Here is a 12,609-nt window from a genome sequence, read left to right as displayed (position 1 = left end):
AGCGAACCGATGTCACGCAGCGCATGACGCCACCCCCCGGTCCTCGTCGTCCCGGCGCCGCGCGCGCCCCCGCCAGGCCCGCCGCAGAGGCTGCGCGGGCGTTGAACGAGGTCCTCGAGGCGGTACCGTTCGCCTGCGCGGCCTTCGACCGGGCGACCGGCGCGCTGGTCGCGGGTAACAGCCGGTTCGAGGCCGACCTCGGCACGCTGCCCGGCCATGCCCAGCGCGACGCCCTGCTGGCCACGCTGTATGGCGAGCTAAGTGGCGACGCGCGTGGTCAGGAAATCCGCGCACCCGGCAGCGGCCGCTGGTACGCATTGCACTGGCGTGAGCTCGATTGCGGGGACCGTGCGCTGTCACTGCTCACCGCGGTCGACATCAGCGAGCGCATCGAAGCGCTCGACTCGCACAAATCGCAGCAGGAGAAACTGCTTTTCACATCGCGGATGATGTCGGTCGGGGAGATGGCGGCAACGCTTGCCCACGAACTCAACCAGCCGCTGGCGGCGATCGTGAACTACCTCAACGGCAGCCTGCGCCTGGTCTCGCAGGCCGGCGGCCCGGTGCAGGTGGAACGTGCCCTGGTGGCCGCACGCACCCAGGCCGAACATGCCAGCGCGGTGATCGCGCGGGTCCGCGAATTCGTCCGGGCGCGGGAGCCCAGGCGCGATGCGCAGGACCTGCCGCTGATCGTGGACACGGTGCTCGAACTGCTGCGGCTGGAGGCCGAACGGATGCAGCTGCGGGTGGAACTGGCGCTCGCGGGTGGGCTGCCGGCGGTCTACGCGGATCGCGTCATGGTCGAACAGGTCCTGCTGAACCTCGTCAAGAACGCGATCGAAGCCATGCGCGAAGTGCCTGCCGCGCAGCGTGGCCTGCGCATCGAGGCCCGCGTGAACCTCGACGGCGACGTCGAGGTACGCGTCTGCGACCGCGGGCCAGGCCTGAGCCAGGCGGAAAGCGAACAACTGTTCTCGCCGTTCTACACGACCAAATCGGATGGACTCGGGATCGGGCTGGCGATCTGCCGGTCGATCATCGAGTACCACGAGGGCCGCCTGTTCTTCGAAGCCCGGGACGGCGGCGGTAGTGTGTTCGGCTTCACGCTGCCGACGCCCGACAGGAGGATGTGAGCATGCCCGCGACCACGTGCATCTATCTCGTCGACGACAACGACGGCTTCCGCGATTCCACCGCCTGGCTGCTGGAGACCGCCGGCTTCGAGGTGCGGGCATTCGCATCCGGCGCCGCGTTCCTGACCCTCTTCGACAACACCCGGCACGGGGATGGCGAATGCCTGGTGTCGGACATCCGCATGCCGGAAATGAGTGGTCTGCAGCTGCAGGACGAACTGCTGCGGCGCGGCTCGACCCTCCCGCTGGTGTTCGTGACCGCACATGGCGACGTGCCGCTGGCGGTCGAGGCAATGCGCAAGGGCGCGTCGAACTTCCTCGAAAAGCCCTTCAGCGACGACGCCCTGATCGGCGCGATCCGCACCGCCCTGAGCCGGGAACGCGTGCAGGCCGGGTCGCCGCAGGGCGCCGTGCTGGCGAAGCTGAGCCCGCGCGAGCGGCAGGTGCTCGATCTCGTGGTGGCCAGCAAACCCAACAAGATCATTGCCGACATCCTCGGCATCAGCATCAAGACCGTCGAACTGCATCGGGCCAACATGATGAGCAAACTGGGCGTGCGATCGCTCCCCGAACTGATGAAGGTGGCGTTGGGCCATGGCTGACGCGATGACGGGGCGGGCCGGTCCTACGCCGCTGCGCGAGCGCCTGCCGCGGCTCTCGCCGGTCCAGGCCGACACCCTGCGCCAGCTGCATGGGCGCCCGCGGCAATGGGTCACCCCGGCCGGCACCCTGCGCCTTCGCGCCGGACGCGCACCGCGGCCGGATGGAACGGACGCCGGCGTCTTCGAACTCGATGCCGACGGCACCCGCCTGGGCCTGCGTCTGGCCTCGCCTCCCGCCGCCGACGGCGACGCCCTGCACTGGCAGGATCGCGACGGCCGCGCGCGCGTGCTGGCCTGGAGCCTCGCCCACGAGGCGACGCTGGTGCAGATCAGCGATGCGCTCGGCACCTCGTTGTTGCCGCTGCCCGACGCGCCGCCGCCCCCGGCCGCGGACGTGGTCTGGATGGACCTGGACATCGCCTCGCCCGATGGCGCCGCCGCGGTGCACGGCAGCCTGCGCGCACCGGCGACCTGGCTGCAGGACCTGCTCTCCCGAGCCGACGCCGGGCCGCGCGCGCCGGTCGATCCGGGCGCATGGCGCCAGCTGCCGGTGATCGCGACCGTGGCGATTCCTGCACCGCCGCTCACCGTCGCCGATGTCCGCAGCCTGCGCCCGGGCGATGTCGTGGTGGTCGGTCACGTTCGCCTGCCGCCCTTGCATGCCCACGCCGCCGGCCTGCGCTGGCCGGTGCGTGCCGGGCCGGACGGATGGCGCATCGACGGCCCCGCCGCCCCCCACCCCCGTTTCCAGGAGATGCCCCGCATGAGCGAAACCGACGCGACCGACACCCCGACGCCGGACGAAGCGCCCGCTGCAGAAGACCCGACGGGGCGCCTGCCGGTCGAGATCGAGTTCGAAGTCGGCAAGCTCGAACTCCGGCTCTCCGACATCGCAGCCCTGCAGCCCGGTTACGTGTTCGCGCTGCCTGCGCATCTCGAAGGCGCCAACGTCACGATCCGCGTCAATGGCCAGGTGACGGGCCAGGGCGAACTGGTCGCGGTCGGCGACACGCTGGGCGTCCGCCTGCTGTCCTGGAGCTGAGGCATGGATTTCAGCACGTTCTCGCCTGCCCTCGTCCTGGTGACGGTGGTCAGCCTTGCGCTGGCGCCGTTCGTGGCCGTGATGGTGACTTCGTTCACCAAGATCGTCGTGGTGCTCAGCCTGCTGCGCAACGCACTCGGCCTGCAGCAGGTGCCGCCGAACGTGGTCATCAACGGCCTGGCGATCGTGCTGTCGATCTACGTGATGTACCCGGTGATCCTCGACGTCAACGAAGCCGTGCAGGCCCGTCTCGAGGGCCGGCCACCGCCGGCCTCGGTGCAGCGCCAGATCGATGCCCGCGCACAGGCGCAGGCCGTCCGCGAAGGGCGGCCCATCGAGGTGCGGCCTGCACCCCCCGCCGCGGACCCTGCCGAAGCGCCGGCGGCGGCGAGCCCGGCAGCGGCCGACGCGCTGGCCGCCGAAGCGCAGGCACGCAACGGCGGCGAAGCGGTCGACCCGATGTTCTCCGCTGTGCGTGGCGGGTCGAGCAATGATCCGCGTGCACCGCAGGACGATGCGCAGCCGCAGGGCTTGGCCGAAGAGGTCACCCGCCCCGGCAGCACGCAGGCAGCGCCGGCGGCATTGAGCGGAAGCTTCGACACCAATCGCATGCTGCTGATGATCGACGCGGGCAAGGAGCCGTTGCGCACGTTCCTGATCCAGCACTCCAGCGATGCCGAACGCGCGTTCTTCCTGCGTAGCGTGCAACGCATGTTGCCGCCGGAGCGCCGGGCCGGCCTGACCCCCGACGACTTCATCGTCATCGTGCCGGCCTTCACCGTCAGCGAACTCACCGCCGCCTTCCAGATCGGCTTCCTGATCTTCCTGCCATTCCTGATCATCGATCTGGTGGTGGCCAACATCCTGCTCGCGCTCGGCATGATGATGCTCTCGCCCACCACCGTGTCGCTGCCCTTCAAGCTGCTGCTGTTCGTGCTGATCGATGGCTGGGCGAAGCTGGTCCACGGCCTGGTGCTGACCTATGGAGTCGCCGGATGAGCGATGTCCTGGAGTTCACCAAGGAAGCGTTGTGGCTGGTGCTGTTGCTCTCCGGGCCGCCGGTCGCAGCGGCCGCCCTTGTCGGCCTCGTCGTTGCCTTCCTGCAGGCGGCCACCCAGCTGCAGGAGCAGACGTTTCCCTACGCGCTCAAGCTGCTCGCGGTGGTGATCACGCTGTTCGTGACCGCCTCGCTGATGGGCGGCACGCTGTACGTGTTCGCCGACCGCATCTTCATCGATTTCCCTGGCCTCGTGCGGCGCTGATGGACTTCGGCAGCAACCCCATGCTGGCGCTCGCGCTGACCTTGCCGCGCATCGCCGGTGCGTTCCTGATGCTGCCGCTGCTGACCACCGAGACGGTGCCGGCGATGGTGCGCAACAGTTTCATGGTCAGCCTGGCGATCGTCGCCATTCCGATCGCGCTTGCCGGCGCGCCGCCGATCGAAGCCGCCGGGACTGCGCACTGGTCGGCGATCGTGCTCAAGGAAACCTTCATCGGCATCTCGATCGGCTTCTGCTACGGCATCGTGTTCTGGGCCATCAGCTCGGCCGGCGTGATCATCGACACCCAGGTGGGCATGTCGATGGCGCAGATCTTCGATCCCATCCAGGGTCACCAGACCTCGCTGCACGGCGAGTTCCTGTCGCAGTTCTCCACCTGGCTGTTCATGGCCAGCGGCGCGTTCCTGGTCTTCCTCGACCTGTTGATGACCAGCTACACGGTCTGGCCGGTCATGAGCTTTTTTCCGGATCTGCGGATGAGCGGGATGGCCCTGTTCGTCGGCCAGTTCGGCTATCTGATGACCGCGATGCTGCTGATCGCGGCGCCGGCGATGGTGATCCTGCTGGTCATCGACCTGTCCTTCGGCCTGGTCAACCGCTACGCGCCGCAGCTCAACGTGTTCGCGCTGACGATGCCGATCAAGGCCTGGCTCGCGACGGCGATCCTCCTGTTGATGATCGGCGTGTTCGTGGAGATCGTGATGACGCGGCTGGTCGACAACAGCGGACTGATCGAGGCGCTCAAGCACGCGTTCAACGCGGCGTAGCCGCGCGGGGTGCAGCGGTCCGGTCTGAAGTTGCTGTCTTTTTGACGACCCAGCGCTCGTCGTTTCAACCTTCGGCTCCGGCTTGGGCTTGGGCTTGGCAGCGGCTTTTGGCTGTGGATGTGGCTGTGGCCGTGGCTGTGGCTGTGGCTGTGGCTGTGGCCGTGGCCGTGGCCGTGGCTTTGAGCTTCGGCTTTTGATCTCAATCGAGCCGTAAAGCGAGCCGAGCACCGCAGCATGACGCGGCCGTAGAGGCGCCCATGTCTGAGCGCAGCGAGTTTGGGCGCCGTGCCGCGGCAGGCGAGGCGCGGAGGGCACCGATGCGGCTTCATCGCATCGGCTCGCGTCCGGCGAAGGGACCTTTTGGTTCCTTTTGGGTCCATCCAAAAGGAACTCGCACGCGCAGCGGGTGAAAGCTTTGCACTTGATTTAGCTTTCCGTTTTCAGCGCCCGATCTGCAGATCAGGTCTTCGCTAGAGCAAAATAAAACAGGGCTCCCGGGCTGTCGCGCGGCTCACTTTTGTCTTGCCAAAAGTAAGCAAAACCGTCTTCGCCGGACGCGATCCGCCGCGATACAGCCGCGGCGGGCCACTGCGCTTCTCGGTCGACGGGGCACGCAGCCCAAAATCGCTGCGCTCAGACATGGGCTGCTCTACGGCCCCGCCGCCCTGCGATGCTCGGCTCGCTTTACGGCTCGGGTGAAATCAAATGCTCAAAGCCAAGCCAAAGCCGGAACCGGAGCCGGAGCAAAAACCGGAAGCGAAAGCCCAGGCGCCACTCAGCCGAGCAAACTGCTGAGGCACATCACGTCATGCAAAACCTCTCATCGAGGACGCACGCGCGGCACAACTCCTACCGCATCGGATCCCGCGGATCTTCCAACCGTTCGATCACCCCTGGATCCTCCGCCAGCGGAGGCGCCGGGGTGTCGGGATCGGCCAGTCCGATCTCCTCTCGCATCGCCGGCGGCGGATCGAACGGCGGTGGTTCGGGCCGATGCTCGCCGATGCGCACGCCCTCGGCCCAGAACAGCACCTGCGCGACGGCCTCGAAGAAGTCGTCGCTGATGTAGTCGTCGATCTCCACGCGCGCATTGAGCCCACGCGCGAGCGGGACGTTCTCGAGGATCGGAACGCCGGCTTCCTGGGCAACGCGCTTGATCTCCTCGGCCACGTGGCCCTCGCCCTTGGCCACGACCAGCGGCAGGTCGTCGTTGCCCTGCTCGTACTGCAACGCGACGGCAATGTGGGTGGGATTGGTCACGACGACATTCGATCCGCGGACGGCGTTGAGCATGTTCTGCTGCGACCACTCCTGGTGCAACTGCTTGCGCCGCTGCTTCACGTAGGGGTCGCCTTCGTTCTCCTTGACCTCCTGCTTGATGTCGCGCCGGCTCATGCGCAGCTTCTTGATGTAGGAGAACTTCTGGTAGGAGGCATCGAGTGCGGAGACGAAGAAGAAGACGAAGATCGTCCAGATGCCGATCCACTTGAGCGCATGCCAGATCGCGCTGCCGATCGCCGCCGGTTGCGCGAAGGGCAGATGCAGCAGGCTGGGCAACATGCCCCACAGCACGAAGCCGCCGATGGTGATCAGCGCCGCGCTCTTGAGCACGCTCTTGACCAGCTCGACGAGGTTGTCCATCGAGAACATCTTCTTGAGGCCGCTGACCGGATTCATCTTCGACAGGTCCGGCGTGACCTTCTTCATCGTCGCCACCGGCCCCACCTGCAGGAATTCCACCAGCAGCGCCAGCAGCACCGCCAGCAGCAGCAGCGGCAGGGTCATCGCCAGGAATGTCTGCGCCGCGAGCGGCACGATCGTCTGCAAGGCAAGATCGAAGGGCTGGTTCATCACCAGCAGTGCCGATTCGAACAGGCCGCTGACGCGCCGGAACATGTAGCCCATCAGCATCCAGCCGCCCGCCAGCCAGCCCATGATGAGGACGGTGCTCGTCAGCTCCCGGCTCTTGGCGACATTGCCGTCCTTGCGCGCGTCCTTGAGCTTCTTGCTGGTCGGCTTCTCGGTTTTGTCGGCGCCTTCGTTTTCCTCGGCCATCCGCGCTCCGATGCATCGCACACGCGGCCTCGCCGCGTCGGGACAACGAGGCTAGCATGCAGGCGTGGCGAGGCCTGTTGAGCTGACCGACACCGCCGGTCCGTGCCCGCCGGCCAACCGGCGTTCAGCCGCCGCGCCGCGGTTGCGGCGACCCGGGGGCCGACCTAGGGGCAGCCCGAGATAGCCCTTGCATGGCACCGACGCTACAGTCCCGCCATCGCCGCACAAGCGGCCATCGACAACCCAGGCCCATCCCAGCCCATGAGCAGCATCCCCTCCGACGCGAGCTTCAATGCCGCCAGCTTCGACCGGCTGGGTGGACATGTCGGGCTCGACGACCTGCGCACGCCGCAGGGCGGAGGCCTCCCGGCGGCCGAGGGACATGCCGATCCGCTGCGTGGTCCACAGGCTGATCCCGGCGAAGACATCCTCAATCTGGCGGCGTGGGACGGCGTTGCCGCCGGCGATCGCCTGCTTTCAGGCGACGTCGCCTTCGAGGCCCGCCTGTCCGCGATCGACCTGGCCCAGGCCGTCGATCAGGGCACCGACGCCATCCTCGACGCACTCGCCTGAGTGACCGGTTGAGCGGCTGGGGTAGAGTCCGGCTCCCGCCGTACCGGATCCCGGTCTCCCGCCGATGAACGCCGTTCCTTCCGCGCAGTCTCTCCGCGACGCAGCCGACCGCATGGTGTCGACGCTCGCAGCGCACGCCGATCCCGAATACCGCCTGGCGGTACTCAAGCGCCTGGTGCGGCGGCTGGGGGAGGACCGCTATCCGGTGTTCCTGCGCCTGCTCGGCGTGGTCGCCGAGAGCGACGACGTGCGCGCCCAGCGCCTGCTCGCCGACACCATCGGCACTGCGCTGCGTCGCATGGACCTGCCAGGCGGCGCGCTGAGTTCCTGGGGCGCCACCCAGCTGCCCGATAGTGGCGCACCGCTGTCGGCGAGCGCGCTCTCGGGCCAGTTCTTCGGTGGAACCCCGCGCCGCCTGCTCGGCCCGGTGGAATACCTGACGGTGTGGCACCTGCAGCGCACCCAGCGCACGGCGCTGTCGGCCGAGACCTTCCGGACGAGCCTGTCGCGGATGATCGCGCTGCTCAACCAGTCCGAGGACGCGCGCACGCTGTATCCCCAGAAGCTGGCCGTGGACGCGCAGAACGAGCTGGAGGGCGCCTACACCCGGGCAACCCGCGAGCGACTCGCAGCCATCGCCTCGGCCTGGAAGGCGGGTCGCAGCCCGGACGAGATCGCCCAGGCCGCGCTCGATGCGCGTGCCGCCGACGCCCCGCACGGGTGGGTGCTTCGCGACCTGTGAGGCGCACGCTTGTCCGGCAATCAGCCGGCCAGCAAGATGCGTGTCCCGGCCTTCCGCAGGACCCTCCCATGTCCCTGACCGCCCCCGCGCCGCGCCATCGGCGACGGCATACCCGCACCGCTGCCCTGCTGCTGCCCCTGGCGCTGTGGCTGGCGGGCTGCGCGCGGGAGTCCGAGAGCGAGGAGGCGGTCACCCACGGCGGCGCGACGCCCGTGGAAGCAGTCACCCTGCTCACCGGGCATCTGCGCAGCAACGATCTGGCCGGGTTCGCGCACGATGCGGTGACGCCCGACCTCGTGCCGCGTCTGGACCAGGCATGGCGCGAAGGCCGGACGCGCTGGCCGATCAGCGAATTGCCGCTGTCGGCGCAGCTGCCGGCATTTCTGCAGGCGCTCAGCGCGCCGCAGGCCGAGCACGCGCTGATGCAGAGCTTCAATCGGCAGTTCGCCGGCGCCTCGCGCGAGTTGCACTCGGCCGCGATCGCGCTGGGTGCATTCGCGATCCAGTACCTCGAGCAGAGCGGCGACTTCAGCGAAGACGAGCGGGCCCACTACACCCAGCTGGTCGCCGCCGCGAGCGACTGGGCCGGCTCGGCACCGCTGGCGGATGGAGACCTCGCGCGGGAGACGGTCGTAGCGCTGGTGGCGGCGGCCCGCGAAGGCGCAATCGACAGCGATGCGACGCTTGGCGCGGCCGGCATGCAGGACGGTCTGGCCCGGCTCGGACCGCTGATGCGGGCCGGCAAGCAGAGTCTCGCTGCGTACGGCCTCGACCTCGACCAGACCTTCGACAGTGTGGAGGCCACCCTCGAAAGCCAGAGCGGGGACGTCGCCCGGGTGCGCATGCGCTATCTGCTTGCCGGCCGGCCGGTGGACGCGGTGATCAACGTCGAACGCCACGGCGGCCGCTGGTTCATCAGCGACTTCCTGCGCCATGCGCGCGAGGCCGCAGGCCCGCTGGCCGCGGCCTCGTCCATCCCCTGAGCCGGGGCGCCGCGCCAGGGCCCCGCCCCGCCACACGGGCATAATGCCGACGATGCCTGACCAACCCCATCTCCAGTTCCCGGGCGGCGACGCCGACCGGCGCCCCGAACCACGACCGGCGGACGCCGATGCCGTGCCCGGATCCCGGGCAGCCGGCTCCGGCGGCCCGGACACGGTCGAGGCCGCGGACCCGGCCAGCGCCGACGTGGACGCGGCGGACGGGTCGCGCACCGTGGGCGTCACTCCACCCGCGCCGCCGGTGCCGCTGGCCCCGCCACGCCGCGCGGCCCGGCGCCTGTGGTGGGCCGGGCTGCTCGAGCGGATCATGCAGCCGTGGATCTCGCTGAAGGTGGAGCCGCAAGCGCCTGATGCCCTCGTCGATCACAGGCCCATCTGTTATGTGCTCGAGGACTACGGCCTGTCGAATGCGCTGATCCTGGAGCGTGCCTGCCGCGAATCCGGACTGCCGTCGCCGCTGCAGCCCCTCCCGGGCGATCCCCTGGGCCGCAAGCGCGCCTATGTGGCCCTGTCGCGGCGCAACGCCGGCGGCGCGCTGGCGATGGCCACCGGCCAGCCGCAGTCGAAATCCACCCACTCCGAATCATTGGCGCGCCTGCTCGAAGCGCACCGCCGCGACCCGGCGATGGATGTCCAGGTGGTGCCGGTCTCGATCTTCGTCGGCCGCTCGCCGGACAAGAACAACGGCTGGTTCGCGGTGCTGTTCTCCGAGAACTGGACCATCGTCGGACGCTTCCGACGCCTGCTGGCCATCCTGCTCAACGGCCGCGACACGCTGGTGCGTTTCGCCGACCCGGTCGACGTGCGCCCGCTGCTGGCCGAGGGCCTTGATGCCGAGCGCACCGTGCGCAAGCTCTCGCGCGTGCTGCGCACCCATTTCAACCGGGTGCGCGAGGCGATCATCGGGCCGGATCTCTCCACCCGCCGCCTGCTGGTCGACAAGGTGCTCTCCTCGCCATCGGTCAAGGACGCGATCGCCGACCAGGCGCGGCGCGACAACAGCAAGCCCGAGGATGCATGGAAGAAGGCGCACGCCTACGCCTACGAGATCGCAGCGGACTATTCCCATCCGCTGGTGCGTTCGGCGAGCTTCCTGCTGACCACGGTCTGGAACCGCATCTTCCGCGGCGTGCTGGTCCACCACCTGGACCGCTTCAAGGAGGCCGCGCCCGGGCACGAGATCATCTACGTGCCCAGCCACCGCAGCCACATGGACTACCTGCTGCTGTCGTACCTGCTGTACGGCCGCGGCATCGTGCCGCCGCACATCTTTGCCGGCGTCAACCTCAACCTGCCCGTAATCGGCACCCTGCTGCGCAAGGGCGGCGCGTTCTTCGCCCGCCGCAGCTTCCGCGGCAATGCGCTGTATTCGGCGGTGTTCTCCGAATACATGGCGCAGCTGGTGGGTGGCGGCTACTCGATCGAGTACTTCATCGAGGGCGGGCGCTCACGCACCGGCCGTCTGCTGCCACCCAAGGGCGGGGCGCTGGTGATGACGCTGCGCGCCTATCTGCGCGAACCGCGCAAGCCGGTCCTGTTCCAGCCGGTGTATATCGGCTACGAGAAGCTGATGGAAGGCAGCAGCTATCTCGACGAGCTGTCGGGCAAGGCCAAGAAGAAGGAATCGATCTGGCAGCTGCTGTGGAGCATCCCCAAGGTCCTGCGCAGCAATTACGGCCAGGTGGTGGTGAACTTCGGCGAGCCCATCCAGCTCAATGCGGTGCTGGCCGAGCTCGCGCCCGCATGGGACGGCCGGCCGATACCCGAGGACGAAAAGCCCGCATGGCTCGCCCACACGGTCGACGTGCTGGCCGAACGCATCCACGTCAACATCAACCGCGCCGCCGACGTCAATCCGATCAACCTGCTCGCGCTCGCGCTGCTGTCGACCCCCAAGCACGCGATGGGCGAGGCCGACCTGCTCGCGCAGATCGCGCTGTCGAAGCAGCTGCTGGTCGATGTGCCGTATTCGGACCGGGTCACGGTCACGCCGCACACCCCGAAGGAAATCGTCGCTCACGGCGAGGAGATCGGCGTACTCGAGCGCGTCGCACATCCGCTCGGCGACGTGTTCCGCGTCGACGACGAGACCTCGGTGCTGCTGACCTACTTCCGCAACAACGTGCTGCATCTCTACACCGCCTCGGCGTGGATCGCCTGCTGCTTCCTGCATAACCGCCGCATGAGCCGGCACACGCTGCTGCGGCTGGGGCGGACGATGTACCCCTTCCTGCAGGCGGAGCTGTACCTGCCCTGGGACGAATACACCTTCGCCGAGCGCATTGCGCTGACGCTGGAAACCTTCGAGCGCGAAGGATTGCTCGAGCGCGTCAGCGACGACGATGACGGCGTCTACGCCCGCAATGCCGGCCAGACCGACGAAGTCTTCCGCCTGCGCGCGCTGAGCCACCCGCTGCAGCAGGCGTTCGAGCGCTACTACATCGCCATTTCCGTGCTCGCCAAGAACGGCCCCGGCACGCTCGGCGCCGGCGAACTCGAGAGCCTGTGCCAGCTCGCCGCACAGCGCCTGTCGCTGCTCTATGCGCCGGCCGCGCCGGAGTTCTTCGACAAGTCCCTGTTCCGCGGCTTCATCCAGAAGCTGCGCGAGCTCGGTCTGGTCCGGCTCGACGGCAACAGCAAGCTGGTGTTCGACGAGCGCCTGACCCACTGGGCCAAGGACGCCAAGGTGATCCTGGGCCGTGAATTGCGGCACTCGATCGAGAAGGTGAGCCCCGAGGCGGCCAAGCCCGCAGGGCCCGCGGCGGCCGCTACCGGGTAGGACGATCCGCGAGCTGACGTGCCCACGGAGTCCTGGGTCGGACATGTGCCAGTTCGACCGCCGATACGGCGGCAGGCTCCCAGAACGTGGCGGGACGCTAGCAACGGGGCTGCTGCGCACTCATCCTGCAGCGCAGCAAAAATCAGCCAGCGCCTACTCCAAGCGGCTGATGGAAATGGAATTCGGTGATTGCACCGCTGGCCATCCGGGACAGAACGAGCGTTGATCCGGAATGCTTTCCACCGGTCCCGAGCCCGGCAGCGTGACCGGCAGTCCGGGCGGCCGCGCACCAGATGGCTCTACCCCGGAGCGCCTCGGCAACGGAGCGGCGCATATCGAATAGGCCAACGTCGTCGCGCAACTGCCGATATCGCGACCGGACGGACCTCGCCCCGGTACGCATCGGCACGGGCTTCAGGCCGGCTCGTCGGGAATCAGATCCGACTCCAGCCGGGCAATGCAGTCCTTGAGCTGCAGCTTGCGCTTCTTCATGCGCTGCAATGCCATCGCCTCCGGGGCAGGACCGGCGTGCAGGTCGATGATCGCCTCGTCGAGCTGCCGGTGCTCGGCGCGCAGGCGCATCAGCAACGTCGCGGGACTCGGCATGTCGGGCATTTGGGGCGACATGCCGGCAG

General features: G+C 68.3%; 12 protein-coding genes. 10 read left to right on the top strand and 2 right to left on the bottom strand.

Annotation, left to right across the window (positions count from 1 at the left end; all coding sequences use genetic code 11):
- Positions 1–101: 101 nt before the first annotated feature.
- From EGK76_RS11150 to sctT, 6 genes are read left to right on the top strand one after another with little or no spacing between them, the layout of a single operon-like run.
- Complete coding sequence (locus tag EGK76_RS11150) at positions 102–1,133, top strand: ATP-binding protein (protein WP_158613491.1); 1,032 nt, start codon at positions 102–104, stop codon at positions 1,131–1,133.
- A gap of 2 nt (positions 1,134–1,135) precedes the next feature.
- A complete protein-coding gene (locus tag EGK76_RS15755; protein ID WP_148087429.1) occupies positions 1,136–1,735 on the top strand; it encodes a response regulator in 600 nt (199 codons plus the stop codon).
- Positions 1,728–2,777: a type III secretion system cytoplasmic ring protein SctQ gene (sctQ, locus tag EGK76_RS11140; protein WP_123832651.1), complete on the top strand. Its 1,050-nt coding sequence runs from the start codon at positions 1,728–1,730 to the stop codon at positions 2,775–2,777. The genes EGK76_RS15755 and sctQ overlap by 8 nt, the downstream gene beginning before the upstream one ends.
- Positions 2,778–2,780: 3 nt before the next feature.
- On the top strand, positions 2,781–3,776 hold the full coding sequence (locus EGK76_RS15750) for an EscR/YscR/HrcR family type III secretion system export apparatus protein (RefSeq protein ID WP_281253064.1): 996 nt from the start codon (positions 2,781–2,783) through the stop codon (positions 3,774–3,776).
- The gene (gene sctS / locus EGK76_RS11125; RefSeq protein WP_096296651.1) at positions 3,773–4,039 is read left to right on the top strand and encodes a type III secretion system export apparatus subunit SctS; all 267 of its coding nucleotides are present in this window, start codon (positions 3,773–3,775) and stop codon (positions 4,037–4,039) included. The genes EGK76_RS15750 and sctS overlap by 4 nt, the downstream gene beginning before the upstream one ends.
- On the top strand, positions 4,039–4,824 hold the full coding sequence (gene sctT, locus EGK76_RS11120; RefSeq protein WP_123832650.1) for a type III secretion system export apparatus subunit SctT: 786 nt from the start codon (positions 4,039–4,041) through the stop codon (positions 4,822–4,824). The genes sctS and sctT overlap by 1 nt, the downstream gene beginning before the upstream one ends.
- 849 nt (positions 4,825–5,673) lie before the next feature.
- Here the strand turns inward: sctT and sctU are convergent.
- Positions 5,674–6,879 (bottom strand): type III secretion system export apparatus subunit SctU, encoded by a 1,206-nt coding sequence (sctU, locus tag EGK76_RS11115; RefSeq protein WP_123832649.1) that lies wholly within the window; start codon positions 6,877–6,879, stop codon positions 5,674–5,676.
- Between the two features lie 261 nt (positions 6,880–7,140).
- On the opposite strand from sctU, the gene EGK76_RS11110 reads away from it, so the two are divergent.
- The 4 genes from EGK76_RS11110 (at position 7,141) to plsB (ending at position 11,974) form a co-directional block, all read left to right on the top strand.
- Positions 7,141–7,452: a hypothetical protein gene (locus tag EGK76_RS11110; RefSeq protein WP_123832648.1), complete on the top strand. Its 312-nt coding sequence runs from the start codon at positions 7,141–7,143 to the stop codon at positions 7,450–7,452.
- Positions 7,453–7,516: 64 nt separating this feature from the next.
- On the top strand, positions 7,517–8,194 hold the full coding sequence (locus EGK76_RS11105) for a hypothetical protein (protein ID WP_123832647.1): 678 nt from the start codon (positions 7,517–7,519) through the stop codon (positions 8,192–8,194).
- A 68-nt stretch (positions 8,195–8,262) separates the two neighbouring features.
- A complete protein-coding gene (locus EGK76_RS11100; RefSeq protein ID WP_123832646.1) occupies positions 8,263–9,177 on the top strand; it encodes a hypothetical protein in 915 nt (304 codons plus the stop codon).
- 52 nt (positions 9,178–9,229) lie between these two features.
- The gene (gene plsB / locus EGK76_RS11095; RefSeq protein ID WP_233580264.1) at positions 9,230–11,974 is read left to right on the top strand and encodes a glycerol-3-phosphate 1-O-acyltransferase PlsB; all 2,745 of its coding nucleotides are present in this window, start codon (positions 9,230–9,232) and stop codon (positions 11,972–11,974) included.
- A 414-nt stretch (positions 11,975–12,388) separates the two neighbouring features.
- Here plsB and EGK76_RS11090 read toward each other — a convergent pair whose 3' ends face one another.
- Complete coding sequence (locus tag EGK76_RS11090) at positions 12,389–12,601, bottom strand: YdcH family protein (protein ID WP_233580263.1); 213 nt, start codon at positions 12,599–12,601, stop codon at positions 12,389–12,391.
- Positions 12,602–12,609 lie beyond the last annotated feature (8 nt).

Source organism: Luteimonas sp. 100069, from assembly GCF_003813845.1.
Lineage (GTDB): Bacteria > Pseudomonadota > Gammaproteobacteria > Xanthomonadales > Xanthomonadaceae > Luteimonas > Luteimonas chenhongjianii.
The sequence above is the reverse complement of the archived record's forward strand: the minus strand, read 5'-3'. Positions and strand labels throughout refer to the sequence as shown.